The sequence below is a fragment of the Leptolyngbya sp. PCC 6406 genome, from assembly GCF_000332095.2.
GTDB lineage: Bacteria > Cyanobacteriota > Cyanobacteriia > Phormidesmidales > Phormidesmidaceae > PCC-6406.
The window spans coordinates 1,774,241-1,799,929 of record NZ_KI913949.1 but is presented as its reverse complement, the minus strand read 5'-3'; the positions used below and the strand labels follow the sequence as shown (position 1 = coordinate 1,799,929).

Here is a 25,689-nt window from a genome sequence, read left to right as displayed (position 1 = left end):
GAGGGTGGGGATAGGTTTAGTGTAGCCAGGTCTGCCGCCATACTGGCCAACGCTCAGCACGGAGCTTAACCCATCACTGAAGGGGGGCATTTTCCTGAAACTGCTGGAAGCACGCTTCTAGCTCCTCTAGTGCCTGTAAACTGCCCACCGTCCAGCTTCGGCTAACCGCTTGCTTTATCCATGGAACAATGGGCAACCCTGGGAAGAGGGGACTGGCTTCTGACTGGACATAGTCTCCGGCTTGCAGGGTATGGATAATCAAATTTCCATCGGCATAGATCCAAACCTCGGGGACTGCGATCGCGCGATAAGCCGTAATGGTCGTCAGCGAAGTGACATCGGTTTCAATGGCCAAATCAGGCGGCGGATCATCTGGCTGAAGTTTGCGTCGCCCAATCATGCGTTCATAGCTACCGGGGGTAAGGCGAAGTTGACTAATGGGTTTGCTGACAGGGATGAGGGTTGTCATGACTCTAGGAGTCCACTGGTCCGTAGGCATCCATGGGGAGGCAGGCGCATTGGAGATTGCGATCGCCGTAGGCTTGGTCAATGCGATTCACTGCTGGCCAGAACTTGGCATTTTGGGTCCAGGCGGTGGGAAATACCGCCTGTCGCCGTTCATAGGGACGATCCCAGGCGGATACCAGATCCTCCGCCGTGTGGGGAGCCCGCTTCAGCAGATTATTGTCCCGATCGGCCCGACCCGCTTCAATGGCGCGGATCTCCTCACGAATGGCGATCATGGCCTCACAGAAGCGATCCAGCTCTGCTTTCGCCTCGCTCTCCGTTGGCTCTACCATGATTGTCCCTGCCACAGGCCAGGACATGGTGGGGGGATGGAAACCGTAGTCGATTAGCCGTTTGGCCACGTCCTCCACCCCGACTTGAGCCGATTGCTTAAAGGGGCGCAGATCCAGAATGCACTCGTGGGCCACCAGGCCATTTTTCCCCGTATAGAGAATGTCGTAATGGCCCTCTAGGCGTTTAGCAATGTAATTGGCATTCAGGATCGCCACCGCCGTCGCCTGCTTCAGTCCCGCCGCCCCCATCATGGCCACGTACATCCAAGAAATGGGTAGGATACTGGCGCTACCCCAGGGGGCAGAGGTCACCGAGCCGATCGCCTGCGCGCCCCCCACCTGTGCCACCAGGCTATGGCCGGGGAGAAAGGGTTGCAAGTGGCTCTGAACGCCGATGGGGCCAACACCGGGACCACCGCCGCCGTGGGGAATGCAGAAGGTCTTGTGCAGATTTAGGTGGCACACATCGGCCCCAAAGTCAGCGGGGCGACAGAGACCCACCTGGGCATTCATATTGGCCCCATCCATATAGACTTGGCCGCCGTGGGTGTGGATCAGGTCGCAGATGTCCCGAATGCCCTCTTCAAAGACGCCGTGGGTGGAGGGGTAGGTGACCATCAGGGCGGCCAGAGTATCGGCGTGTTTTTCCGCCTTGGTTCGCAGGTCCGCTACGTCAATGTTGCCATCGCGATCGCACTTCACCGCCACCACCGTCATCCCCGCCATGACAGCGCTAGCGGGGTTGGTTCCGTGGGCCGACTCAGGAATGAGACAGATAGTGCGGTGGTGATCGCCGCGCTGACGATGGTATTCCCGAATCACCAGCAGACCCGCATATTCCCCCTGAGCTCCGGCATTAGGCTGGAGGGAAATGCCCGCAAACCCGGTAATCTCCGCCAGCCAGGTTTCCAAATCCTGAAACAGCCGCTGGTAGCCCTGGGTTTGGGCTAGGGGAGCGAAGGGATGAATTTGGCCAAACTCCGGCCAGGTGATGGGCACCATCTCCGCCGTGGCATTGAGCTTCATGGTGCAGGATCCCAGGGGAATCATCGCCGCCGTCAGGGAGAGATCCTTGGCCTGGAGTCGATGCAGATACCGTAGCATCTCCGTTTCGGAGTGGTAGCGGTGGAATACGGGATGGGTGAGGTAGGGGGAGGAGGGAGGACGGAGGAGGGAGGTGGGGTATTGGGGTATTGGGGTATTGGGGTATTGGAGAGATTTCGTAGGGGCAATCCCTTGTGGTTGCCCTTGTTGCCGGGTGACCGGTGGGGGGGTGGATGGGTGGCCGGTGAAAACGGTGATCAGGTCTTGGACATCGACTTCGGTGACGGTTTCGTCGAGGGCTACCACCAGGGTTTCGGGATCTAGAACCCGTAGGTTGATGCGGTGGGCGGCGGCGCGGTCAAGGATGGCAGCTTGGCGATCGCCGACGGTGACCCGCAGGGTGTCAAAGATCGGATCTGGCCCTAGGGAAAAGCCCGCTTCGGTGAGGGCGGCAGCCAGGGTGAGGGCGTGGTGGTGAATGCGGGTGGCGATGTGCCGCAGACCCTCGGGGCCGTGGTAGACCGCGTACATGCTGGCGATCACCGCCAGGAGTACCTGGGCGGTACAGATATTACTGGTGGCGGCGTCGCGGCGGATATGCTGCTCGCGGGTTTGCAGGGCAAGGCGCAGGGCGGGCTTGCCGTAGGTGTCTTTGGAAATTCCCACCAAGCGACCGGGCAGCTTGCGGGCAAAGGTGTTCTGGGTGGCAAAGTAGGCGGCGTGGGGACCCCCGTAGCCTAGGGGGACGCCGAAGCGCTGGGTGCTGCCCACGGCGATATCTGCACCGAATTCTCCGGGCGGCTTCAGCAGGGTCAGGCTGAGGAGGTCAGCGGCGACGGTGACGAGGGCTTTAGCGGCGTGGGCCTGGGTGACGAACTCGCTGTAGTCGTATACTGCGCCGTCGGTGGCGGGGTATTGGAGCAGGGTTCCGAAGATGGGGGTTTGGAAGTCAAATTCCCGGTGGTCCCCCACGATTACCTCAATGCCCAGGGGCAGGGCTCGGGTTTTCACCACCTCTAGGGTTTGGGGATGGCAGGCGGCGGAGACCCAGAAGGTTTTCACCCCCTTTTGCTTGCGGGCGTTGAAGCTGAGGGTCATGGCCTCAGCGGCGGCGGTGCCTTCATCCAAGAGGGAGGCGTTGGCAATCTCCAAGCCCGTCAGGTCCGTTACCAGGGTTTGGAAATTCAGCAGGGCTTCTAGGCGACCCTGGGCAATCTCTGGCTGGTAGGGGGTGTATTGGGTGTACCAACCGGGATTTTCCAGGACATTGCGCTGGATCACCGGGGGGGTGATGGTGTTGTGGTAGCCCAGCCCCAAATAGGACCGCCAGACCTGGTTTTGATCTGCGATCGCACCTAGGGATTTCAGCGCCGCCTGCTCCCCCAGTCCCTCAGCTAATGCCAAAGACCGACCCAGGCGAATCCCTGCCGGGATGATGGCATCCATCAGCGCCCCCAGGGAGTCGTAGCCCAGGGTCGCCACCATGGCTTGAATGTCCTCTGGACTAGGGCCAATGTGGCGGTCCGCGAAGGCATCCTCGGGGAATGTCGTCTGGGGGAATGGGGAGGTTACCGGATCTGCTGGGGGTGTCGGCTGTTCATTTTTAGGGGTATGGGAGGCCATTGCGGGGGGCTCTCCTCTTGGGATATCCGACGTGTGATCGCGCAGCAGATCCGCCATGGGCCTCTCTATTGATGAGTTGAATTGAATCTAGATGGGTGAATTGAATCTAGGTCAGTCAGTCAGGTCTACATATTGTGTAACACAACCGAGGCCACTGTTATTTGCTCTGGGGAGGCTCACCCTGCGGAGAATCATTCTGGCCCTAGATTGACCTTTGGGACCGGCAATCCAATAACACCCCACCACCCGCCCAATATCACCCACCCCATCACCAGGCAATCCTACATTGGGCGCGGAAACCGCGCCCCTACAGCGACATCCTGCATTGGGCGCGGAAACCGCGCCCCTACTCCTAAGCCCTATGCCAAAGGCAGGCTCCTCGCCAACGGGCAGGCTTCGCCAACACCGGGGCACCCGGCAACAAGGGCAACCACCCTACGACTAGGTTGCTCCTGCGGAGCCGCTACGCGAACAGGGCAAGCAATTGAATTCAAAATTCAAAACTCAAAACTCAAAATTCCTATCACCATCACCCCTAAGCCCTTCGGGCAGGCTTCGCCAACACCCCATCACCCCATCACCCCATCACTCCCCCACTCCCCCACTCCCTCACCCCTCAACCTGGTCCTTATACTCTTCAGCGGACATGGCATCGTCAAGGTCATCTAGGTTCTCAACCTTCACCTTGATCAGCCAAGCATCCCCATAGGGGTCGTCTGCGATCTGTTCAGGCACAGTCAACAAGGGATCGTTGCGCTCTAGCACTTCCCCTGTAACCGGAGACTTGAGATCTTCCACCGCCTTCACAGACTCCACCGTGCCAAAGGTTTCGCCCTTTTCCACGCTGTCCCCCACATCAGGGAGTTCTAGAAACACGATGTCCCCGAGTTGGTCAATGGCAAAGGCGGAAATCCCGATGGTGACAATGTCTTCGTCTTCGTCTAAACGCACGTACTCGTGGGTGTCCAGGTATTTCAGATTGTCGGGATACTCAAGCGCCATTACCGTCTCCTCGATGGACCACAGGGTGTTATTTGCAAGTTTCGCACGGGAAACCCCCGGTTTCATCGGGATTTTCCGCCTCCGGAATCAATATTGCCCCAGATAGTACAGGAAGGATACAGGTCGTCCTAGACTAAACCTCGGAGGTCTAACGCGATAGGTCCATCAAAATCTCTAGGGCGACCTGTTCCCCAGTTTCACAGGCTCCCTCCATATAGCCCTGGTAGCGACGGGAGCAATGTTCCCCCGCAAACCAAACATTGCCCGCCCGTTGTCCCTCCCAGCCGTAGAAGGCGGTCCACTGACCCACCCGATAGCAGGAATAGGCCCCTTGACTGTAGGGATCGGTGAGCCAGGGGCTGCGGAGGCTACCGACGGGGAGATGGTGACCCATGAGTTCTGGAAAAATTTCCCCTAGGTCTTGGAGCACCGCAGCAGTTGCCCCCTCTAGGCTGTTGTCTGACGCCGCCTGTCCAGTTTTACCCCCTAGATAGGCGACGAGTAAACCGCCGCCTGGGGTCAGGAGGCTGTCGCTGGCCTCCCAACAGTGGCGTAGGGGCAGATCGGTATAGGCTACGCCCTGGCTGGCCCGATGTTGCCAGGGTTTGGCATCGTAGGCGGTAATGACTTTGGTGGGGGTGTTGTAGCCCAATTCCGCGATCGCGCGGCGCTGTTGGGGCGGCAGGTCTAGGTCTAGGGGAATGGAGCGGAGGACGGAGAAGGGGATGGTCAGCACGACGCGATCGCACTTGACCCGGTGGATGGTTGTCCCCTGTTCCAGCGGGGGCTCCAGCGGGGCTTGCAATGTGGCCCAATAGCCCCCCTCGGGAGCTGTTTCCAAAGCTGTCAGGGCAGTGTTCAACACCAGGGCGTCGGCCACCTGCGCCGCTAGGGCGCTGGGCAATTGGCCATTGCCCCCCCGCAGATAGAAGCGTTCATCACTGCCGCCAAATAATTCCTCACAGTCCGCTGAACTGCGGAAAAAGGAGAGCAGATTCAGGCTGGACTGCTCAGCCGCTTCCATGCCGTATTTGATCGTATAGGCTACGGAGACCCAGCGCTGGAGGGGTGCCGATAGCCCCATGTGGTCCAGATAGGCGGGAATGGACAGGGCATCTAGAGCTGCTATCACCGCCGTCCTCACCCCGTCGGCCATAAACTGCTGCACCGCCTCCCAGTCAGCCGCGTGGGCCTGCATCCCGGCGGTGAATTCCGCCATCAGAGCCGTGCGATCCCAAGATTGGCCATCAAACCAGCAAAGGCCGCCGTCACTGGGGGGAGCCGTGGCCCAGAGATCGGTCATGGGCAAGCCGAGTTCCTGGGCTAGGGTAAGGCTGGCAATGTGGCCAGAGTCAAAGGCTTCTCCCCCTAGCTCCGCTGCGATCGCAGTGCCCAGGGCTTGGGGCACCGTTAGTACCCGCCCTCCAGCGCGATCGCGGGCCTCCACCACCGTCACCGCTTGCCCCGCCTGCCGCAGTCGATAGGCCACCACCAACCCCGCCAACCCCGCCCCCACCACCAGGGTGGCGATGGGGGCCTCCGACAGTAGACTCTCTGCCGCCGATGAGGATGGGAGCGCAGGGGCAGAAACCGACTGGGGGGGAAGGGTCATGGGGAAGGGCGATGGAATACGGGGGATGGAAATAGCCTTATTTCATTGTGAGCTGCCAAGAGCCATCCCAATCCTCTCGGGGAGGATGTTGCAGCAGATCATGGCACCGTTGGATCTGGAGGGAGGCGGCTTGATCCTGGGGGGAAATAGCGAGGACGGCGTTAAAAGATGCGATCGCAGTTTCAAAATCCCGATCCAGATAGTATTTTCGCCCTTGCCTGTACAGATCCATCACCTGATACTGCTGATCCGAGAGGAAATCCGATGCCAAGCCCACGAGTTCGTAGATGTGGACCGGCAGGTGCTTGCCCTTAACACAGATGTAATCCAGCTCTCGGACCACGAGGTTGCTACACCGTTGGTACGTATTTTCACTAATGATGATGTCACAACCATACTGCTTGGTGGCACTTTCTAGGCGGGCACTGAGGTTGACCCCATCGCCGATGGCGGTGAACTCCATGCGTTTACTAGAGCCAATATTGCCCGTGATCACATAATCGGAGTTGATGCCGATACCGATTTTGATGAGGGATTCTTGCGCCACTTGACGCTGGTGATTGAGATGCCGCAGCCGTTGCCGCATTTCCAAAGCTGTCTCGACTGCCCGTTGAGGATGGTCGGTTTGGGCAATGGGAGACCCAAACACCGCCATAATGGCATCGCCAATAAACTTGTCCAGGGTGCCCTTGTGGGCAAAAATCCCATCCACCATGCTCTCAAAATAGGTATTGAGAAAGGCCACCACCGCCTCGGGTTCCAAGGTCTCCGTCAGGGTGGTGTAGTCGCGAATGTCGGAAAATAGGATGGAGACAAACTGGCGCTCGCCCCCCAGATTGGTATGGCCACTCTGGAGCAACTGCTCCGCCAGATCCTGGGTCATGTAGCGATACAGGGTGGTTCTGAGTTTTTCGCTTTCCCGCTGAACAGCCTCGGCCTGTTTGCGATCGCTAATATCCTGCACGGTGCCCGTCATCCCAGCGGGGTGAATTTCCACCTGCTCATTCACGGTGCGTTCGGTGCCATCCGGCAGCAGTAGGCGATAGTCCAAGCTGTAGGGGGTGAGATTGTCCAGGGCTGTGCGAAAGGCATTCTCCGCCAGGGTCCGATCCTGAGGATGCACCCGCTGGAGAAACAACTCCCGATTCGCCGCCGTGGTGTCTTTGTCGTAACCCAAAATGCGGTACAGCACCTCCGACCACTGCATCCCGACATCAGCGGGGGTACCCGGAGCCAGCGCCAAATCCCAGTTGCCAATGCGGGCAATCCGCTGGGCATTGGCCAGACTGGCCTCACTCTGCATCAGCAAGCGTTCGCTCTCCTGCCGTTCCGCCACGGTGGCCGCCAGCACCAGAGCCGTCACCCCCACTACGGAAATATAGGCTTGCATCAGCAGAATAGCCTGCTCTAGATTGCCATCGGCCTTGGTGATAAAGGGGCCACCGCTCAGCACCGCCCCAATCACCGCCACAATGGACACCAGCAGGCTACACAGCACCGTGCCCCGAATCCCCAGACGCAACGCCGCCCACACCACAAAGGGAAAGGGGAGATACTCTAGGGGATAATTTGCGATCGCGCTGCCGGTAGTAGAGCCAAACACGATCCAGCTAATGCTCAGCAGCATCCCCAGCCACAGGGAAACCTCCAGTTTCCACGCCGGGGGCTGTGGGGGCAGGGACAACCCACCACGGGTTTCTCGGCGCTGAGGCAGAAACCCATGGTGGCCCTTGAGGGTCGTTCTAGTTCCTAGGGGATAACTGCGCCCACCATTGCTCCCCAGCCACACCAATAGCACTGGGGTCACCACCAAAATCCCCATGCCGTCCCCCAACCAGAGCAACACCCAGTTATTCACCACCTCCCCCGCCACCACCGTACCCACCCAGTAGCCATGGAACGTGCCATAGGTAGCATTCACCATCGGCGTCAATAGAATCGCCAAGAGCAAAAACTTCAGCACCTCCTGCACCCGTCGCAGGGAAGGATCAAAACCGTAGCGCCGCAGCAACCAGTCCCCAGCAATCACCTGCAAGGCATTACCGGGGACCGCCAGCACCGCACTCCACCAAGGCACCCCAAAGGACAGTGCCACCCCCAGGGCTCCCAAAGCCACCCCGACCCAAAGCTGCCGTCCCCCCAGCAACACAGCGGCCAAGGCAATGCCCGCCGGAGGCCACAGGGGAGACGCCCTAGCCTCAATACCCAGGGCAATGATGGACAACCGAGCCATTAAAAAATAGGTGATGGAAACCAGCGCCACCAAAGCCAGGTAGCGCCACCCCCGCACCGGAGAGGGAGAAAAAGCCATAGCCTACAATCAATTAAGCTTGCCCAAGCACACCCTGCTGGCGTTCCTAGTTTAACCAGTCCCCTAGACCCTATCCGGAAGCCACCTCAATCCCTTGATTTTTGACCAATTGGCTTAGAAGACTCCGGCCACAACCACCAGGGGGTGAACTCCCTGACTCATAGCAAAAGTCTGCCGTCGAGTACTAGTTAGCCTAGTACTCGACGGCATAAGTTTAGCTATCATCGTCGCACCAGCCCAACATTTTCTGGTCCCCTCTCCCAGGGGGAGAGGGCTAGGATGAGGGGCCGAGGTGTGCCACGATAGAACGATTAGAGTATTTAAGCCGTCCAGCACTATACCAAGTCCAGAAGTGGAGTTTCCCCAACGAGGAAACTCCACTTCTGGACTTGGGCAAGGTTTAGTACTCGACGGCAGAAATATTCTTGTCTTCTAATGACGAGGCAGAGCCTCGGTGAAGATTCCCAGGCAGAGCCTGGGAACTAGGAAAAGAAGTTTCGTGGAGTGCATAATGCTAAGGCGTGGCTTTGCCTTTTATGTCGCTTGCGAAACGCGAGGCAATGCACCGCAGAAAGGCCACACCTAGGGGAAATGGGCACAGGAAAATTTTGAGGATCTCCAACCCATCAAAGTTTTCCTGATTGAGAAACGCTATAGCGATCGATTGAAAAAGCGTTTCATATAACTATAGCGGTTCTCCCTCGGGTTAAGGATAGACAAGGGGCTTAAACCCCTTGTTCGCCGAAGTGTCATTAAGTTGAGGTATCCCTCATACATTAGGGAATTGCTATAAATATTTATTTTAGTGTTTCTCATAAAGTTCTCAGGGAAGATTAAGTTAGGCCCATAGATAGTGGTTTATGGTTAGTAATACAGTTTTAGAGGCTGAGGCATCATTCTTCTCTATGACTGTTGATGTTCTGGATAGGGTAAGAAAATATTGTTTACAATGCCTCTTGGAGTTGTGATCTCCAAAAAATAATAATATATCTTCCGTAAGCTACTACCAGATCGGGATTTCATCGATGCGATCGCCCCTTCAACATCAGGACTTGATCGATTATTTATCTGATGATTTAGGTATTCCCTACGAGTCTTTGCAGGTGGGGATTAGGGGCTCTTCCGGTCTGGCTATGGACAAAGGGCTACTGAGCAGGGGAAATGGAGAGAGAAATAAACGCTAGAAAGGCGTGAAGTGTTTGATATACAAGGGATTGGCTAGAATTAAAGGGTGAGAGAAAGTCGCCATATATGGGTGAGCGCCATGATCACAGAATCTGACGCGAGGCAATTGACAGAGCTACTGGGTCTTCCTGAGACAAAAGTAGAGGATATGACAATGATAGATGGGGTGGGGCTATTTTTTGTAATTAGCCCCACCCGCCGAGATGCAGAGTGTCCCCGGTGTGGGAAGCGAAGTCGTCATTTGCATGAGAATCATCGGTATAACATTGAGGATTTGCCGTGGAATCAACAGCCCGTAGTGTTGCGAGTCAATCGCCGCCAGTTTTGGTGCCAGGAATGTGGACAAGTGTTTAGCGAAGAACTGGCCTTTGTTAAGAAAAGGCGGTTGTATACGCAGCGGCTAGCGAAGCAGATTGTCGGCCAAGTGTTAGGGAGTAGCATTCACAGTGTGGCGGCTCGGACAGGGCTGAGTGACGAGCAGATTGAGACGATGATAAAGGATGCCGGAAAGGCGTATTTACCCGAGAGCCCAGAACCGATTAGATATCTCGGGATAGACGAGATAGCGGTCGTCAAAGGTCAGGGTAACTATTATGGGGTGCTAGTGAACCTAGAGACGCACCAGCCGATCACCCTTCTACCCTCACGAACACAAGAGGGATTGCGCCAAGTCCTTAGCCAATGGGGACCAGAGGTGCTTGAGGGGATTGAAGGGGTGAGCATAGACCTGTGGAAGCCCTACCAAAGTTTGGTAAAAGAGATGATGCCGAATGCGACCATTGTCGCGGATAGATTCCATGTCACCAAACTCGTCAATGAGGAGTTAGATAACGAACGGAAAGCGGAGAAGAGAGCGGCCAAGAAGATCGCAAAAAAGGCTGAGAGGGAGCGCGTCATAGAGGGTCTTAATGGCAGTAAGTATGCGTTACTAAAGAACGAAGGGAATTTGAATGAGAAACAGAAGAAGAAGCTCATAGAAGTGAGCGAAGTATCCCCTAAATTAGCAACGATGCATCGATTGAAAGAAGAGTTCAGAGAAATCTTTGAATCCTTCGAGAATTGGGCAGAAGGGACGTTAAAGTTACTGGACTGGATGGCGGATTCATCGACATTTTTCAATCAGAGTTGTGGCACGATTAAACGATGGTTTGATGAGGTGACATCATACTTTGAACTGAGAATAACTAATGGGGTTGTGGAGGGAATAAATAACAAGCTTAAGTTGATCAAGAGATTAGGTTATGGCTTTGGCAATTTTGACAATTTCAAGTTAAGAGCTTTGTTGCCGTGGGTATTTCCTTTTGAAACACCATAGCCAGACCGGAAGAGCCGGATTAGGCATTGCCATGGCATCTTTGACCAGTTGCCTATGGTGCTTTGGCAGTATGGCTTGGTTTCTTTGGCCCAACTAGAAGACATCTTTGACTGGCTGGAACAGGTGTAGTGTGACTACACCCTGGCAGACTTTTATTTAAGGTTTAATACAACGCTATGGCTCCCCATGCACCTCAGCCCCAAACACCCCAGTGGTGGGTATTGCCGCCCGTGAATATCCCCGGTGAGAAACCTGGATCTGCCTTGGTAAAGCGACCTATGGGCGACTGGTTCCTCGATGGGCTCAACCGCCTAGGGTTAGCCTACTGGGTCGAAATCACTACAACTGCGCCCAACTGCACCTATTTCTTTGGCCCCTTTGTGACCCAACCAGCCGCTCAGTGTCACTGGCCAAGCTTTGTCGATGATTTGATGCACGAGGGGGCCGAGGGAATTAGTGTGGAGATTCGGCGAGTCAGACCTCGGCAACTCACGATTAGCCATGACTAGATGCCGCAGCTCAGGGTACTCTCATCTCACCTCGATATAGTGATTTATGGAACACCGTCGAATTTGGAGTTTTTCTATGGGGTTAACCCAAGACCTAGCCAACCTCGCTGTTGACATAGCAGCTCAAATGCCCGATGACGTTAAGGCTCAAATGACCGCAGCGGCTGAAACCTTAGTCAATTCTAGTATTCTGGCGCAGAGCCTAAATGTCGGTGACAAAATTCCTGACGTGACGCTGCCCAATGCCACAAAACAGTGGGTCAGCTTGCCCACCTTGCTAAAAACTGGACCACTGGTGATTAGCTTTTACCGAGGCAGCTGGTGCCCTTACTGCAATTTAGAACTGCGGGCTTTGCAGCAGGCACTGCCTGAGATTCAGGCCCAGGGAGCAACCCTGGTGGCAATTTCGCCGGAGATGCCTGACAACTCACTATCGACAGCGGAAAAGTACGAGTTGGCTTTTCCGGTGCTGAGCGATGAGAAAAATCGGGTAGCCAAGGCATTTGGTCTGGTGTTTACGATACCCGAAGCGCTGCGACCTATCTATGACTCTTTTGGCATCGACATTCCAACCTACAACGGCGACGACAGCTTTGAGCTACCGCTGCCCGCCACCTATGTGGTCGCCACCGATGGCACCATCGTCCACGCCTTTGTCAACACTGACTATCAGCAGCGGCAAGACCCAGAGGGCATCGTCGCAGCCCTCAAACAGTTGGCGGTAGCGGCCTAGGTTTTCATCGTTCGCTCACGAACACCCTGGAGAGTGATCTCCAGGTCCACACCAAACTGCCCTGGAGATCATAACTCCAGGGCTTTTTTGACTCCTAGCACAGGTTAACGGCCTGAATTTTCCCTGACCCTGGCAACAACACCCTCAAAGAATTCCCGGCATCAACGTAAGCCGAGACAATATGGGCTTCGAGGAATTCAGGAGTTAGGAGCCAGGAGGGTACTAAATTCTAGCTCCTAACTCCTCCCCAGAAGATTTGTCCCGCTTTGAGTTGATACCCTAATTTCTTTCTCAGACAACTCTAAGCGTATCTTACGCTACATTTATCTGCCTCTCAGGGGGGCACCGCATTATAGAAACCATAGACCACAAAGCAAGCAAAGCTCATCCCTTTGCAAAGGAGAACCCGATGAAACGCTATCTACTTTCTGGTTTGGTACTGGTCATGTCTACGCTGGCTATGGCCTCTACCGCCAATGCCAGTCAGACCCACTTCAATGACCCCGCCGCCGACCTCAACGGCGATGGCGAAGTTACCCTAATGGAGCTTCAAGAGTACAACCGTGCTCAGCGCCAAGCTTAATATCAGTTCAGTATTGACCAGTGCACTGGGGACAATGGTGATGGAGCATTGCCGAGGCTAGGATAACGCTCTAGTGTACGGCCTTTGATCACCCCTCACCTCCCCTTAAAACATAAGCACCAAAAGTGGTCCAAGCTCCAGACTTTGGGCCACTTTTGGTGATCTGCTACGGTAGGGAAGCCCACCTTCAATGATGGCTAACCCGATGGCAGAATCGTCCTCTGCACAGGAGCAGCAGCTAGACCGGCTAGAGCAGCAGACGGTAGAGGCCCTGAGTTCTAGTGAGCAGCGATTGCGCAAGATTTTTGAGTATTCTAACGATGCTATTTTTGTAATTGATCCAAAGGGCGATCGTATTCTTGAAGCCAACCCCAAAGCCAGTAAACTCTTGGGCTACAGCCGTGAGGAGTTGTTGAATTCTGTGGCAGTGTCTTCAATTCATCCCCACGAGCTATCTAAGTTCCAGACCTTCGGCCTTACCGTTTTGCAACAGGGCCACGGCTGGACTAACGAACTCTCCTGTATGACGAAATCAGGCGTTACAGTCCCCTCAGAAATTTCGGCGGCAGTCGTCTCACTAGATGGTCAGGATTGCATTATTTCTATGGTGCGCGACATTACCGAGCGCAAGCAGGCCCAGGCCGCCATGGAGCGCTTGGCGGAAATTGGTGAACTAGCGGCCATGATTGTGCACGAGGTGCGCAGCCCGTTGACCACTATCCTGATGGGGCTAGAGTCCTTTCGAGATATGGATTTGAGCGACCGTGCTCAACGGCGGCTTGACCTAGCCTTAGAGGAGGCCGATCGCCTGAAGCAGTTGTTGAGTGAGATTTTGCAGTATGCCCGCGAGCCGGTTCTAGAGGCCAAACCCCTTGACCTAACAGCGTTCTGCCAGGATATCCAACCTCGGCTGACAGAACTGCTGGCGGTGGAGGGGCGATCGCTGGTGTTGGAATCTGACCTGCCCGAAGCATGGATAGACGGCGATGCCGACAAGCTTAAGCAGGTGTTTATCAACCTGGTACGCAACGCCTGCGAAGCTGTTGCCCCTGGTGATACTGTGACTTGGTGCATTACCTCACTCCCCCAGGCCGTGTGCATTAGCGTCCATAACGGTGGTGACCCCATTCCCCCAGAGGTATTGGCCAAGCTGGGGCAGCCCTTTTTTACCACCAAGCTGGGAGGCAATGGTCTGGGGGTAGCGATCGTCAAGCGGATTGTGGCTGCCCACAGCGGGAAGGTTGCTATTGAGTCCACCGCCGAGGCTGGTACAACGGTACGCATCATGCTGCCCTTGCGCGTTAGCGAGCAATAAACACTTCTAAGGTTTCAAACGCCTTCTCCCGTTCAGGGGTCAACTGTTGATAGGTCTCGCTGGCAAAAACCTCACGAATAGCCTGATCGGACGGGAACTCCATCATTACCACCAGAGTAGGATGGCGATCGCCCAACACTGGTTCGATTAGGCGGTAGCGGCCCAAGGGTGTTGCCCCAGCAGCTTTAAAGAGAGCCGTCACCTGGGTTGAATACTGCTCTAGCGCCGCAGCTTCGGCAGGGTTCACCACAGCATTGACAATGAGAATCGATGTTTCAGACATGGGAGGGTCTCCTTGAGAGGTCGAAGTAGGGACAGGAACCAGTGAGGTAGAGAGTTGAGCCCCACCACAAGCTGACAACAGCAGCAACAATCCGGCGCTACTGACGACAGATTTCAACCTTGGATGGAGTCGTTTGGATCGCCAGAGCATCATGGTATTGTTCCTTCTATTACTGGTGGTGTTGACGTAAATCAAGCCTAGCCAACATCCTCACTTAAAACTCCCAGATTCAGGCTTTTTTTTGTTGAATTTAGTTCCCTAGGGCTACCGTTTGGAATCGATGGTTCGAGCCCACCTTCTGTTGCAACTGCTTGGGCGTAATTTGATATTTCTCTTTAAATAGAACGATGAAATGAGACAGGTTGGCAAATCCCGCCTCATAGCAAACCTCAGTCACGGGTTTGCCGGTTCTGCTGAGTAATAAATGGGCACGCTCCAGCCGTTTTTGGGTAATCCATCGCTTGGGAGTGTCGTGAAATAAATCAGCGAAGTCTCGCTTAAAGCTCGTGAGGCTACGCCCGGTGGCGGTGGCAAACTGAGGCAAAGTATAGGGCTCGGTAAAATGCCTTTCCATGAAGGATTTTAGGTCGAGAGGTTGCTGGGCTGAGATCGCGGCTAACAAGCTGAAAACCGCTGGTTTCGCACTGGTCTCCAACAGGCTGAGCAAGACTTCATAGAGTTTTAGCTTGACCAGGTGTTTGCTATATATCGACTGATGGGTAAAGTGAGGCAAAAGAGAGTCTACTCCAGCTTTGAGAAAGGGCGAAACTACGATGGAAAAAACAATAGGATCATTTTGAAAATTACCTAATTTTTCGGACGTAAGCTCTGTTAAAGGGAGGAGATTGCTTTCAGTAATAAAGGTGTTTAGAAACCCGTCATCCAAGAAAAAGAGTAGGGCTTGGTAAGCTTTATTGTCCGCCGCCAGCAATTCTGAGGTGACATAGGCCCCTTTACCCAGAAAGATCGCTGCACCGGGCGCTAGATGATAATCACTATGGGCGGTATGGACGATTTTTTCACCCTGGAGAGTCACCATCAGGGTATGCTTCGTCACCTCAACAACTTTGCGAGTTTGCCGATGGAGCTGAACATACTCTACATAGGTGGCCTCATCCGCCTCTACGGCATATAGCCGCTGCTGAGAAATCAGATACTCGGGAACTTTAATCATGAAATCTAACTAGAATTGGGAGGGTGTTCCTCATCTGGATCAGATCTTGCAGATTGAGGGGAGCACCGCGCCGTAGTAGGGGAAGGCCGACCAGCAACAGCAGCACCACTGCGGTCAAGACCAGTGTCCCAGACGCTTGAGCGGTAAAGTTCTCACCCAAATAGCTCAACAGCAGTGTGGGTGGCGTCATACCTACTAGGGTGGCGATCGCATAAGACCGAGCCGGAACGTTGGCCATGCCCCAGCCGTAGCTCAAAAAGCCAAAGGGCAGAACCGGCAGCAGGCGGCTGACTAGCACCAGCCCAGTTCCAATATCTTCGCCCTCGGCGGCAAGGGTGAGCGATCGCCCGGTGAGCTTCTGCACCGCCGCCTGACCCAGGGTGCGCGCGATCGCATAGGCGATCAGACCACCGGCAAAGCCACCGACCACAGCGTAAACCCCGGCCACTGGCCCCCACATCACCCCGCCCATTACCACCAAGGGCGCACCCGGAATGGGGCTGATGACCACCGACAGGGCGAGAGTCCCAATGTAGAGCATTGGCCCCCAGTGGCCCAGGTGTTCTACTGCCTGCCTCAGCCCAGCGGGGGTAAACAGGGCGGTTTGATCCTTGAGCAGTAGCCAAACCAGCAGGGCCAGGGCGGCAAGGATGACGGCAAGGATGAGCGAGTGGATGGGTAGATGGGTGGGTAGATGGGTGGATGGGTGAAGACCATCGGCAGAATGGGGGTGAGCCATAAATGGGGGTGCCCTGGGCAAAAGAAACAGAGAGCTGGGTCAGACTGCTCTCTGTTTCTAAGATGCCGACCAATGCTGAGAGGCGCTTGAGCCTAAGCTGAGAAAGCCATCTCGGGTTGGGGCTGGGTGGCCGCCCTAGCGGGTTTTATCCCAACTCCCCGAAATAAGACTACAGATGTCACCTAGACCTACTGGGGTGGCAAAGCCAAGAACTATCCGCACAGCGGTCAGACGTGCAGCGTCTCCACTAGGAGAAAAACCACGAAGACACTTGCTTAAAGTTTATTCAGGATCGCTATATCATTTAGAGTCTCTCGACAAATCGGCCTTATTGAGAATATCCTGACTCCACTTGAGAATGGACAAGGAGATTATGAGACTTTTGTGCGACACAATCCTTAAACCCATCTATTATGTTCAAGGTTCCCTGTAGAGATACAGCTAAGAATTGACTGAATGCCTAACTGATTCGCTTACATTATTTGGAGGTGTATAAAATCACAATGAACTCACTTGGCCGTCACATCTTGGTGGAATTCTATGGCTGCTCCTCCGAAGTCTTGAATGATGTCCCTCGCATCGAATCCAGTATGTTATCCGCTGCGAAGGAATCAGGAGCCACCATCATCAGCTCCGTGTTCCACCATTTTTCCCCCTTTGGCGTATCGGGGGTGGTGGTAATTCAAGAAAGTCACCTTGCCATCCACACATGGCCAGAATATCGCTATGCGGCGGTCGATCTTTTCACCTGTGGCTATTCCGTCAATCCCTGGACCTCCTACGAGATTTTGAAAGCCGCCTTTGAAGCAGAGCACGGGTCGGCCATTGAGCTGAATCGCGGTCAACTGGAACTGCTAGAGCGCTCTGAAGTGGACCTAGGGGAATTGCGGGATGACGCCACCCAAAAACTGGTCGCCCCGCGCCATAGCCGCAGTGTGTGGTTCACCGATCGCAACGAAAATATTGCCCTCTCCATTCGCCACAAAGGGGATCGGGTTTTCCGCGAAAAATCTCCCTTTCAAACCGTGGAAATTTTCGACACCTTTGAGTACGGTAAAATGCTCACCGTTGACAACATGGTGATGTGCTCAGAGAAGGACGAGAAGGCGTACCACGAAATGATTATTCATGTCCCCATGATCAGCCGTCCCGATATCAAAGACGTGCTGGTGATCGGCGGTGGCGATGGGGGTAGTGTCCGGGAAATCCTCAAGCATTCTACGGTGGAATCCATCACCATGGTGGAAATCGATGAAGTGGTGGTGCGGGCCTCTCGGCAATATCTCCCTTCCCTCTCTTCGGGGCTGGATGATCCTAAATTGAATCTGATCATTGGGGACGGCATTGATTTTGTAAAACAGTCCCCCGCTGATGCCTATGACCTAATTGTGGTGGATTCCTCCGACCCGGTGGGGCCATCGGAGGGGTTATTTAGCCATAGTTTCTACGCTGATGTCCATCGCTGTCTGCGACCGGGGGGGTTGATGACGGCCCAGAGTGAATCCCCCCGCTTTAACCAGCCTGCCTTTGTGGACCTTAACCACTGTCTCCAAGACATCTTTGGTTCGCCCCAGGTCCATTGCTACTTGGCCTTTATCCCCACCTACCCTACGGGGATGTGGAGTTTTGCCTTTTGCGCCAAGGCGGGTATCCATCCGGTAGAGAATCTGGATCGCGATCGCGCTGCCCAGTTTGCCCAGACCCACAATCTGCAATACTACAACGCTGACATTCACCAAGCAGCCTTTTGCCTGCCCACCTTCATCCGCACCCTGCTGACTCGGTAGGCTTGCCCATGCCCCCCCGTGAAACGATTCTCCAAACCTTTGACCCCAGTGGAGTCGGCCTTGATAATGGCAACCTCTATGGGTTGCCCTTTGACTACGACAGTGCGGGCATCATCATCTTTGGGGTGCCCTGGGAGGTGACGGTGTCTTACCACGAGGGTACCGCTGACGGGCCGGGGGCGGTGCTGAAGGCATCGCCCCAGCTCGATCTCTACGATCTGGATAATCCCGATGGTTGGCAGCAGGGTATTTACATGCCACCGATGCCGGACTGGATTCGCCAGAGGAGTGATGCCGGACGCCGGGAGGCCAGTCGGGTGATTCAGGCGATGGAGCAGGGAGTTGCGATCGCGGGCAATCCAGACTTGGAAGCGGCCCTGGCCCAGGTCAATCGCGCTGGAGAACAGGTCAATACCTGGTTGCGGGGGGAAACCCAGCGTGCCCTGGGGCTGGGAAAACGGGTGGGGGTGATCGGCGGTGACCACAGCGTTCCCCTGGGGGCAATTCAAGCCCTGGCCCAGCAATACCCGGACTTCGGCATTCTCCACATTGACGCCCACGCCGACTTGCGGGATGCCTACCAGGGGTTTCCCTATTCCCACGCTTCCATCATGAGCAATGTGCTGGCGTTGCCCCAGGTGTCGCGATTGGTGCAGGTGGGCATCCGCGATATTGCCCATGGGGAGGTGGCGAAAATTAACGCTTCCCAGGGGCGCATTGTTACCCACTACGACCCGGTGCTGAAGCAGCGGCGCTATCAGGGCACCCCTTGGCAAGCCCTCTGTGAGGAGATTATTGCCCCCCTACCGGCTCTGGTATATCTCAGCTTTGATGTAGATGGGCTGGATCCTAAGCTCTGTCCTGGGACGGGGACGCCGGTGCCCGGTGGGCTGGAGTTGGAGGAGGTTTTTTGCTTAGTGCGATCGCTGATTGCTAGTGGCCGCACCCTCATCGGTTTCGATGTGTCGGAGGTGGGGGCGGGGGACTGGGATGGCAATGTGGCTGCCCGTGCCGTTTACAAGCTCTGCAATCTCATGGGGCTACGGGCCTAAACTCGACTTTATCCAAGGTCCGCATTCGCTGAACGAAGCACCAAGGGTTTTACAGGATGTAGCCCGATCTTTTTCCAGGATTAATGCCTATGGCTGACATCTGAAAATTCAGAAGCCTTGCAGGGAAAGGACTTTGTCTTCGGAGCTGCACCCAAATCCGAATGGATAAAGTCGAGCCAAGTGGGAATCACTATTTTCATTGCTATTTCCAGTGCCGTCTAACTTGTCACTGGTAAATCAAGCACCAAGAAAGACTTCTTCTCGATGAAAACGAAGGAAGTCCGGTTCAGGCTGAAACTTTTCTGGCAAACGTAGTTGATTACCTGCATATTCAACAAAGTTGCGCTCCAATGTTTCTTCAGGCAAAAACTCTTGAAGATAGCGACTTAAAAGCAAATTATAATTTTCATCAAATGTAATTAGCCCTTGATCAAATGCAGCATCATGAGTACGCGCAAGGCATAACCCATTTTGAGGATTGAGACGATGTTCTGATTGTTTATGCCAAGGAATAATATGGCTTGCAATTAACAGTTCTGGGATGGGATTTCCAGTGATACAACAACGATTTCCATATGATGACAAAACCATTTGCCGAAAGAAACTCTGTCCAATTCTAGTTTTGGCTGTAATCTGGGATTCTGTTGCTTCTATAATTCGATTTGGAGGATGTTTTGTTGGAGTTGGCTTGGAAGTTTTAGACTTTTGCCTGACAAGCAATTGATTGAGATCATGGAATTCAAAGCCAACCAATTCTTGGAAGCGCTCTTCACTTTCCGTTCCCAATTGCTCCCAATTTGCCGTGAATTCTTCCCAGATCCTTCGATCGGCTTTACTTGCCCCACTCAAGCCTCGAATACCACGCGCTTGCTGTACTGGATCAAGTGAGGCAAAGTTAACAAGCTTCATCGCTAGACTACTAGGCGTTCTACCCAGCTTTGCAGCAACTTCCATGATGATGGGTCTTCTATGATCAAGCTGACCAAATGGCAACTTGCAATACAAATTCATTGCAATGATGAGTTCATTTCGTGTCCAGAGTTTTCTGAAATTCATGAACTCTCAACCTTGTCATCCTAGAACGTCGGATCAGTGTAGGGATCATGGACACCTATCAAAACAGTGCGCCCGCCTTGTGAAATCCAGTTTTCTTTGGGCTTCGAGAAGTACACACGGATTTCAAAATTTCCATCACATGCATCTGAATGCTCCATCCAAAAGGTTTTCCCTGATTTGCTAATGCGGGTAATGGTGTAAGTACGTCGATCTGTATACCACAACTCTGTAGCACTCATCCCAATGACTGGTGCTGGCGTGCTCTGCATTGTAGACAGCATGGAATTTTGTAACGATCCATACATCTTCTTGTTCCTCTATTGGAAAGCATATACTAGTCCATGTTTTGTCTAAACGGAAGGTTGTTAAATATGCCCTACCTTCCAACACTGACTCTAATCCCACACAGTCGTAATTCCAGAGACTCCTAATCCAACAGATCAATGGTGAGGGCGGGCATGAGGCGCTTGAGATTCTTCAGGGAGCGGGTCTGCCACAGCACCTTGTTGGAGCCCCGGAATACTAGGTTGACATTGCCGCGATCGCGCACCCGCACGACAAACATGGATAGCATACTAATGCCTGAACTGTTCAGAAACTCCAGTTTCGACAGATCCACAATGCAGGATGTAGTCTGATCAATCGCCCCGAGCAACAGGCTCATGATGGGCTGATACTCCTCAATCCCGTTTAGCCGCAAAAAGCCTTGGAGAAAAACGGTCTGGGCATCAGCATCATGATGGGCTATAAAGTCTTCTGTTTGAATTTTTTCCACGGCCTAAATCCTGCCCATTACTAATATCCATCCATTGTCCATGCATTTTGTCAGGGGCACCACCCCTGACAAAATTGCTCACATACCTAGATATACCAAAACCTCTACCATTACCGTATTAGGATCTTCAGCTTTGGGATGGAATCGCCATGCAAAACGGGCACCGTAGTCACTGATCATAGTCAATATACCCATGTGGGATTCTCCACCTCCCAAAGCAGCCTTCTCCAGATGTGCGGTGTACAATGTCTCGATATCCTCCGCCGCTAATAGCGTCTCTATAAAAGTTTTGTAGTTTTCAGCAATATTTGTTCTGGCGTGATTTTTTACGTTGAAGACAATTTTTTCCTCCTCTAAATAGAGGGTGACAATGATGGGTTCAGGGATAGATGCATCGGCATACTTAATGGCATTTTCCAATAACTCATTGGCGATGTAGCTGATCGCGGCCTTGACCGTGTCGCGCTGGTTAATCGAGCTATCGGTGAGTTCTGTTCCAGGGAAAAAGTTGGCGAAATAATCCCCCAGGAAATCAGCGGAAAGGCCATAATTACGCCAGCGCCGTTGGCGGGGGCTAAAGTTGGGTGAAAACTGGATGGTGAGATATTCCGCACTATCCGTAGTGGGAGCTACAAACTCGCCATAGGTTTCAATCTCAGTAGACTGGATCATTTTCATTTAGAAGTTTCTATCTATAACAAAGTTTCTTTGGAGACAGGGTTCTAGGATGGAAAGAAGGAATTCCTTATTTTGTGGCGAATTTTGGTCACTATACCGCTGCCTTTATGCTGCATAGGCAATCTGATTTTTACCCCGTTTCTTTGCTAGGTATAGATACTGGTCGGCCACGGCTAGCAGTTCATGGGTAGGGTTGGAGGGACTGGGAGTGATACTGGCGGCACCGATGCTTAAGGTAACATGGGGGGCTACGATGGAGGCGTCGTGGGATAGATTGAGATCCGCGATCGCACTTTGCATCCGTCGCGCCACGCACAAGGCCCCCTTTAGACCCGTATGGGGCAATAGGATGACAAATTCTTCACCGCCATAGCGGGCCACCAGATCCGTAGACCGTTGGACGCAATGGCTTAGAACCTTAGCAATCTGGCGCAGACAGTCATCCCCAGCCAGATGACCATAGGTATCGTTATAGCCTTTGAAATCGTCAATGTCACACAAAATTAGGGCTAGGGAAGTCCGGTTTTCTATCCCCTCTTGCCAAGCTTGCGCATAGCACTGATCAAACCGCCGTCGATTGGGAATTTGAGTCAGTCCATCCAGATCTGCTAAACGAAGGGCTAGGTTGAATTTTTCATGCCACTGATTGTCCAAAATATCACCGTGCTCCATGATGGTTTGCACAATGATTTCTAGATCTTGCTTTTGGTGGGTAATGATTTGTAGGAGGGCCTGTAAAGTAGCTTGGGCCTTGACTCGCTCCACAATCTCCGTCTTGAGTTTGGTATTGGTTTCGTAAAGCTGCCCCTCAATGATGTCACCGTGTTCGGCGGTAGTCAGTAGGGCCAGTTCCAAATCATGAACCTGGTGACGAAGCGCTATATTCTCTTGGCGCAATCGCTCCAATTCAATCTGCAATACCGCTGTCCACTCCTGGAGGGAGGGCTCATAGGCCATGGTCATTGCCAACTTTAAGCCAACTTGAATACATTCAGTCTGTTGCAACCGATGCCCCTGGAGAAAGAAGACGAAATCCCCCTGGAAGCTGAGACCTGAGCCGCTGCCGTAACCTTGAAAGACCCTTGGTCTCCTGTGCTGATGTCCTTCCCGTCCTACCAGTCGTGATTATCATAGCGAAACTCCTAGGGATGAAAACAGCCCTAATCTCCTCCTTGGGGGGCTTTCCCTAGGATTTTGTTGTGGGTGTTGACGGCTATAGGCGCTAATTTGTTACAGGTACGGGCGGTTTTAGCCATGGAGCCTGCATGGGTGGTGGTGTAATGGGGTTTCCAGGGAGACGCAATGGGTAAGATTCGACTGCTGGTGCTAGATATCGACGGCACCATTTCTGGAGAGGCGAACCAGGTGACGCCGACGGTGTTGACCGCGATCGCGGCAGCCCAGAAGCAGGGGGTTGCGGTTGCGATCGCGACAGGACGGATGTATCGATCAGCCCTACGCTTCCACCAAGCCGTGGGCTCGACCCTGCCCCTGATTTCCTACCAGGGGGCATTGATTAAGGATCCCACCACCCAGACCCTCCACCGCCATACCCCCCTGCCCAGAGCCTTAGCCCTGGCCCTATTACAGGCCCTCAAAGATTCAGAAATCCGTCAGGATCTGTCCATTCACCTCTACATTGACGACCAGCTCCATGTGCGGGCAATCTTACCGGAAACCCAGGGCTACGCCGCCCGATCGGAGGTGACGCCCCAGGCCGTAGGAGACTTGCTGGCCTTTCTCACCCAGGGACCAACGCGAGACACCACCAAACTTCTGGCCCTCAGCCCTGATCCAGAGAAAACGGTGGCGATGCGAGCCCAACTGCGCCGCCAATATCCCCCGGAGGAGCTGTACCTGACCCAATCGGTAGCAACCTTCTTTGAAGCCACCCATCCCTTGGCCCACAAGGGAGCCGCCGTGAAATTTTTGGCGGAGGATCTGATGGGCCTCTCCCCCGATCAGGTGATGACGGTGGGGGACAATTTTAATGACGTGGAAATGCTGCACTATGCAGGTACAGCAGTGGCCATGGGGGATGCCCCGGCAGCGGTACAGGCGGTTGCCGATTGGGTTGCCCCCAGCGTGGAGGTGGATGGGGCCGCTGCTGCCATTGAAAAATTTCTGCTCTCCTAATTCCTATTCCGTTTCCGGGGTCACGGTGACACTCCCGTCGGGGTAGAGGGTGACCCCCAGGGTCGTTGCCCTACCCCTGGGGAGAACTGGGGTACCGACCTCGGGGAGCGGGATCTGATCTTGGTAGTCCGCTGATCGATCATCTACCGGGGTAATTTCCGCCACGGTGCCGTCGGCTGCGATCGCAAGGCGATACCCCAGATTTCCCTTGAGGTCAGTAGGGGGAGACCAATTGCTAGCAATGGTCTGGGCCAAGGTATCGAGGGGGGATGCCGTGAGGGCTTGGGGAGAGGAGTCAGCCCCTGGATCAATCCGCTGGCTGGGACTTGGGGCCGCAAAAGTTGTAGCTTCGGGCGCTGAGTCTGCTGAGTCGCCTGGAGATGCAGATGGAGATTCAGCGGCGGGCGGCGGGACAGGCGACGAAGCATCCGGAGCGACAGGTGCTGGGCGAGGAACCGGGGAACGGGGACGCGGTGGCGTGGTGTCACCACTGGCAGGGGATTGGGGAGCACCTGCTCTTGCCGTATCAGGGCTAGCCTCCGCCGCTGGCGCAGCCCCGACCCGATCACCCTGATTTTCCCCTGTTGCGTCTGCTTCTGAATCCGTGCCTAGGGCAACTTCAGGCAGGGTGTCTACGGGATCCACGGTCGTACTGAGGGACTCTTGGCTAGCAGTGGGCGCAAGGTTGGGAGACTGTTGCAGAGACGGCCACAGAGAAGCCACCCCCACTACTGCGATTAATCCGGCAGCGAGGGATCCCCACCGTTGCCAAGGGTGCGCTAGCCCAAGGCCGGTTCGAGACCATCGAGCTTTGGCCGTCAGGGTCACAGGTAGCAACCGAACCTGTTGATCCAGTTGACCCGAGAGGGATGCCAGATCCGCCAGTTGCAGACTACTAAGAAACAGGACAGATTCCCCATCCGTGGTCTGGAGAGAACCGAGGTGGAGACGATGGCGGGTCAATCCCTGGGGGCTGAGGGAGGGGGTGCGGATCGCCCCAGGGGCAACGGGGGGCGATTCCTCACCCCTTAAGGGATCCCTCAGATGATCCTGGATATAGGTCTCCAGCGCAGTGCAAAGGGCAAGGAACTGGGCGCGATCGCCACGAATTTCCACCCCCTGCGGCACCAACTCAGCACTGGGGAGAAGCTGAAGCCGAAAGCGATGGGGCTGAACTACAGGGCGATCGGACCAACGGGACACGGCTGCTTGTCGTCCCGTCACCTCTAGGGTGGCAGTGGCGGTTTCGTAGCGTAGGGATGTGATCTCTGCCGTTGAGGTCATGGCACTGGGCTGAGGGCGTGGGGCTTAGTGCGTGGGGCTTAGTGCGTGGGGCTTAGTGCGTGGGGCTTAGGACAACGGGGTGGTACGCGCCCGATCGAGGAGGGCTCCCCAGAGACGGCGGTCGCCACCAGGTTGGCTATAGAACAATAGGTCTACAAGAAGTTTGAGCGCTAAGTCAGTGAGGGTATCCATGGCCGAATCCGGATCGGCAGCCATACGGTCTTGGTACAGGTTACTAAAGCGGTCTAGGTAGTCCCCCAGGAGAGCCACCCGGTAGGGCGGTTGTTGCTGGGCAGTGACCGCTTCCAGCCGTTCTACGGCCTGACGGATCAGCACTTTTTGCTGCTGGGCCAAGTGAACACTGACGAGGACCAAGGCACGGGCTTCGTCTACATCCAGTTTTTTGCGGCCCTGGCCCTGGCGCAGGGGACTGGCCTGCCGCAGCCGCCACAGGCTGACGCGATCGCCCATGAGGTCTCCCAGGGCTAGGGCTTTGGCAGCCTCTAGCACTGCTTCGGACCCCAGCCCCGCCAGAGCCTCTAGGGCTAACAGGACCAAGTCCAAATGGGCCTTGATACTACCGAGTTGCTGAGCTGTGAGGGCGGGGCTCTGGGATGAAAGGTTCGGTTGGGAAGGGATAAACGGCTCCACTATCGGGCCACAACTCTACGTTACAGGGTAGCCGCGATGGCA

23 protein-coding genes are annotated in these 25,689 nt (G+C 54.6%); 9 read left to right on the top strand and 14 right to left on the bottom strand.

The features are described 5' to 3' along the window. Positions 1 to 73: 73 nt before the first annotated feature. From LEP6406_RS27095 to LEP6406_RS0208165, 5 genes are all read right to left on the bottom strand, one after another. Positions 74 to 469, bottom strand: a complete 396-nt coding sequence (locus tag LEP6406_RS27095; protein ID WP_008308134.1) for a PDDEXK family nuclease — start codon at positions 467 to 469, stop codon at positions 74 to 76. 4 nt (positions 470 to 473) lie between these two features. Further along, positions 474 to 3,467, bottom strand: a complete 2,994-nt coding sequence (gene gcvP / locus LEP6406_RS0208180) for an aminomethyl-transferring glycine dehydrogenase (protein WP_051463644.1) — start codon at positions 3,465 to 3,467, stop codon at positions 474 to 476. Between the two features lie 609 nt (positions 3,468 to 4,076). After that, positions 4,077 to 4,469, bottom strand: a complete 393-nt coding sequence (gene gcvH / locus LEP6406_RS0208175) for a glycine cleavage system protein GcvH (protein ID WP_027268961.1) — start codon at positions 4,467 to 4,469, stop codon at positions 4,077 to 4,079. Positions 4,470 to 4,617: 148 nt separating this feature from the next. Then, a complete protein-coding gene (locus tag LEP6406_RS27090) occupies positions 4,618 to 6,081 on the bottom strand; it encodes a flavin monoamine oxidase family protein (RefSeq protein ID WP_008308139.1) in 1,464 nt (487 codons plus the stop codon). A 37-nt stretch (positions 6,082 to 6,118) separates the two neighbouring features. Continuing rightward, positions 6,119 to 8,392 (bottom strand): MASE1 domain-containing protein, encoded by a 2,274-nt coding sequence (locus tag LEP6406_RS0208165; RefSeq protein ID WP_008308141.1) that lies wholly within the window; start codon positions 8,390 to 8,392, stop codon positions 6,119 to 6,121. A gap of 1,264 nt (positions 8,393 to 9,656) precedes the next feature. Here LEP6406_RS0208165 and LEP6406_RS0208160 point away from each other — a divergent pair. From LEP6406_RS0208160 to LEP6406_RS27085, 6 genes are all read left to right on the top strand, one after another. Beyond that, on the top strand, positions 9,657 to 10,892 hold the full coding sequence (locus LEP6406_RS0208160; RefSeq protein ID WP_027268755.1) for an ISL3 family transposase: 1,236 nt from the start codon (positions 9,657 to 9,659) through the stop codon (positions 10,890 to 10,892). Positions 10,893 to 10,910: 18 nt separating this feature from the next. Next, positions 10,911 to 11,021 (top strand): DUF2949 domain-containing protein, encoded by a 111-nt coding sequence (locus LEP6406_RS31015; RefSeq protein ID WP_155834800.1) that lies wholly within the window; start codon positions 10,911 to 10,913, stop codon positions 11,019 to 11,021. Positions 11,022 to 11,068: 47 nt separating this feature from the next. Continuing rightward, complete coding sequence (locus tag LEP6406_RS0208155) at positions 11,069 to 11,401, top strand: DUF1816 domain-containing protein (protein ID WP_155834656.1); 333 nt, start codon at positions 11,069 to 11,071, stop codon at positions 11,399 to 11,401. A 76-nt stretch (positions 11,402 to 11,477) separates the two neighbouring features. Next, positions 11,478 to 12,134 (top strand): peroxiredoxin-like family protein, encoded by a 657-nt coding sequence (locus tag LEP6406_RS0208150; protein WP_008312380.1) that lies wholly within the window; start codon positions 11,478 to 11,480, stop codon positions 12,132 to 12,134. Between the two features lie 409 nt (positions 12,135 to 12,543). Beyond that, complete coding sequence (locus LEP6406_RS33550) at positions 12,544 to 12,717, top strand: hypothetical protein (protein ID WP_008312378.1); 174 nt, start codon at positions 12,544 to 12,546, stop codon at positions 12,715 to 12,717. A gap of 205 nt (positions 12,718 to 12,922) precedes the next feature. Beyond that, positions 12,923 to 14,032 (top strand): two-component system sensor histidine kinase NtrB, encoded by a 1,110-nt coding sequence (locus LEP6406_RS27085; RefSeq protein ID WP_051463643.1) that lies wholly within the window; start codon positions 12,923 to 12,925, stop codon positions 14,030 to 14,032. Here the strand turns inward: LEP6406_RS27085 and LEP6406_RS27080 are convergent. The 3 genes from LEP6406_RS27080 to LEP6406_RS27070 all read right to left on the bottom strand — a co-directional run bounded on the left by LEP6406_RS27080 (position 14,019) and on the right by LEP6406_RS27070 (position 16,228). Further along, the gene (locus tag LEP6406_RS27080) at positions 14,019 to 14,315 is read right to left on the bottom strand and encodes a DUF1330 domain-containing protein (protein ID WP_008312376.1); all 297 of its coding nucleotides are present in this window, start codon (positions 14,313 to 14,315) and stop codon (positions 14,019 to 14,021) included. The genes LEP6406_RS27085 and LEP6406_RS27080 overlap by 14 nt on opposite strands. A 250-nt stretch (positions 14,316 to 14,565) precedes the next feature. Then, complete coding sequence (locus LEP6406_RS30105) at positions 14,566 to 15,489, bottom strand: helix-turn-helix transcriptional regulator (RefSeq protein WP_008312374.1); 924 nt, start codon at positions 15,487 to 15,489, stop codon at positions 14,566 to 14,568. Then, positions 15,482 to 16,228: a TVP38/TMEM64 family protein gene (locus tag LEP6406_RS27070; RefSeq protein ID WP_008312372.1), complete on the bottom strand. Its 747-nt coding sequence runs from the start codon at positions 16,226 to 16,228 to the stop codon at positions 15,482 to 15,484. Before LEP6406_RS27070 ends, LEP6406_RS30105 begins: the two co-directional genes overlap by 8 nt. Before the next feature lie 503 nt (positions 16,229 to 16,731). On the opposite strand from LEP6406_RS27070, the gene speE reads away from it, so the two are divergent. Both speE and LEP6406_RS0208115 read left to right on the top strand, forming a co-directional pair. Further along, positions 16,732 to 18,015 (top strand): polyamine aminopropyltransferase, encoded by a 1,284-nt coding sequence (gene speE / locus LEP6406_RS0208120; protein WP_008312370.1) that lies wholly within the window; start codon positions 16,732 to 16,734, stop codon positions 18,013 to 18,015. An 8-nt stretch (positions 18,016 to 18,023) separates the two neighbouring features. After that, complete coding sequence (locus tag LEP6406_RS0208115; protein WP_008312368.1) at positions 18,024 to 19,067, top strand: agmatinase family protein; 1,044 nt, start codon at positions 18,024 to 18,026, stop codon at positions 19,065 to 19,067. A gap of 237 nt (positions 19,068 to 19,304) precedes the next feature. Here LEP6406_RS0208115 and LEP6406_RS0208110 read toward each other — a convergent pair whose 3' ends face one another. The 4 genes from LEP6406_RS0208110 to LEP6406_RS0208095 form a co-directional block, all read right to left on the bottom strand. Then, a complete protein-coding gene (locus LEP6406_RS0208110; RefSeq protein WP_263971151.1) occupies positions 19,305 to 20,021 on the bottom strand; it encodes an HNH endonuclease in 717 nt (238 codons plus the stop codon). A gap of 529 nt (positions 20,022 to 20,550) precedes the next feature. Then, a complete protein-coding gene (locus LEP6406_RS0208105; protein WP_008312363.1) occupies positions 20,551 to 20,898 on the bottom strand; it encodes a slr1659 superfamily regulator in 348 nt (115 codons plus the stop codon). Between the two features lie 78 nt (positions 20,899 to 20,976). Then, on the bottom strand, positions 20,977 to 21,576 hold the full coding sequence (locus LEP6406_RS0208100) for a slr1658 family protein (RefSeq protein WP_008312361.1): 600 nt from the start codon (positions 21,574 to 21,576) through the stop codon (positions 20,977 to 20,979). Positions 21,577 to 21,681: 105 nt separating this feature from the next. Beyond that, complete coding sequence (locus tag LEP6406_RS0208095) at positions 21,682 to 22,581, bottom strand: diguanylate cyclase (protein ID WP_225886457.1); 900 nt, start codon at positions 22,579 to 22,581, stop codon at positions 21,682 to 21,684. 297 nt (positions 22,582 to 22,878) lie between these two features. On the opposite strand from LEP6406_RS0208095, the gene LEP6406_RS0208090 reads away from it, so the two are divergent. After that, complete coding sequence (locus LEP6406_RS0208090; protein WP_008312357.1) at positions 22,879 to 23,712, top strand: Cof-type HAD-IIB family hydrolase; 834 nt, start codon at positions 22,879 to 22,881, stop codon at positions 23,710 to 23,712. A 3-nt stretch (positions 23,713 to 23,715) separates the two neighbouring features. On the opposite strand, the gene LEP6406_RS0208085 is transcribed toward LEP6406_RS0208090, so the two are convergent. Continuing rightward, positions 23,716 to 24,996, bottom strand: coding sequence for a DUF4335 domain-containing protein (locus LEP6406_RS0208085; RefSeq protein ID WP_008312355.1), 1,281 nt, complete (start codon positions 24,994 to 24,996; stop codon positions 23,716 to 23,718). A 66-nt stretch (positions 24,997 to 25,062) separates the two neighbouring features. Beyond that, positions 25,063 to 25,647, bottom strand: coding sequence for a DUF3038 domain-containing protein (locus tag LEP6406_RS0208080; protein WP_008312353.1), 585 nt, complete (start codon positions 25,645 to 25,647; stop codon positions 25,063 to 25,065). Between the last annotated feature and the right edge of the window lie 42 nt (positions 25,648 to 25,689).

What these genes read in the sequence shown, in the direction of transcription:
- LEP6406_RS27095 (WP_008308134.1), bottom strand. Translation starts at nt 469, where the DNA reads ATGACAACCCTCATCCCTGTCAGCAAACCCATTAGTCAACTTCGCCTT.
- gcvP (WP_051463644.1), bottom strand. Translation starts at nt 3,467, where the DNA reads ATGGCCTCCCATACCCCTAAAAATGAACAGCCGACACCCCCAGCAGAT.
- gcvH (WP_027268961.1), bottom strand. Translation starts at nt 4,469, where the DNA reads ATGGCGCTTGAGTATCCCGACAATCTGAAATACCTGGACACCCACGAG.
- LEP6406_RS27090 (WP_008308139.1), bottom strand. Translation starts at nt 6,081, where the DNA reads ATGACCCTTCCCCCCCAGTCGGTTTCTGCCCCTGCGCTCCCATCCTCA.
- LEP6406_RS0208165 (WP_008308141.1), bottom strand. Translation starts at nt 8,392, where the DNA reads ATGGCTTTTTCTCCCTCTCCGGTGCGGGGGTGGCGCTACCTGGCTTTG.
- LEP6406_RS0208160 (WP_027268755.1), top strand. Translation starts at nt 9,657, where the DNA reads ATGATCACAGAATCTGACGCGAGGCAATTGACAGAGCTACTGGGTCTT.
- LEP6406_RS0208155 (WP_155834656.1), top strand. Translation starts at nt 11,069, where the DNA reads ATGGCTCCCCATGCACCTCAGCCCCAAACACCCCAGTGGTGGGTATTG.
- LEP6406_RS0208150 (WP_008312380.1), top strand. Translation starts at nt 11,478, where the DNA reads ATGGGGTTAACCCAAGACCTAGCCAACCTCGCTGTTGACATAGCAGCT.
- LEP6406_RS33550 (WP_008312378.1), top strand. Translation starts at nt 12,544, where the DNA reads ATGAAACGCTATCTACTTTCTGGTTTGGTACTGGTCATGTCTACGCTG.
- LEP6406_RS27085 (WP_051463643.1), top strand. Translation starts at nt 12,923, where the DNA reads ATGGCAGAATCGTCCTCTGCACAGGAGCAGCAGCTAGACCGGCTAGAG.
- LEP6406_RS27080 (WP_008312376.1), bottom strand. Translation starts at nt 14,315, where the DNA reads ATGTCTGAAACATCGATTCTCATTGTCAATGCTGTGGTGAACCCTGCC.
- LEP6406_RS30105 (WP_008312374.1), bottom strand. Translation starts at nt 15,489, where the DNA reads ATGATTAAAGTTCCCGAGTATCTGATTTCTCAGCAGCGGCTATATGCC.
- LEP6406_RS27070 (WP_008312372.1), bottom strand. Translation starts at nt 16,228, where the DNA reads ATGGCTCACCCCCATTCTGCCGATGGTCTTCACCCATCCACCCATCTA.
- speE (WP_008312370.1), top strand. Translation starts at nt 16,732, where the DNA reads ATGAACTCACTTGGCCGTCACATCTTGGTGGAATTCTATGGCTGCTCC.
- LEP6406_RS0208115 (WP_008312368.1), top strand. Translation starts at nt 18,024, where the DNA reads ATGCCCCCCCGTGAAACGATTCTCCAAACCTTTGACCCCAGTGGAGTC.
- LEP6406_RS0208110 (WP_263971151.1), bottom strand. Translation starts at nt 20,021, where the DNA reads ATGGAAGTTGCTGCAAAGCTGGGTAGAACGCCTAGTAGTCTAGCGATG.
- LEP6406_RS0208100 (WP_008312361.1), bottom strand. Translation starts at nt 21,576, where the DNA reads ATGAAAATGATCCAGTCTACTGAGATTGAAACCTATGGCGAGTTTGTA.
- LEP6406_RS0208090 (WP_008312357.1), top strand. Translation starts at nt 22,879, where the DNA reads ATGGGTAAGATTCGACTGCTGGTGCTAGATATCGACGGCACCATTTCT.
- LEP6406_RS0208085 (WP_008312355.1), bottom strand. Translation starts at nt 24,996, where the DNA reads ATGACCTCAACGGCAGAGATCACATCCCTACGCTACGAAACCGCCACT.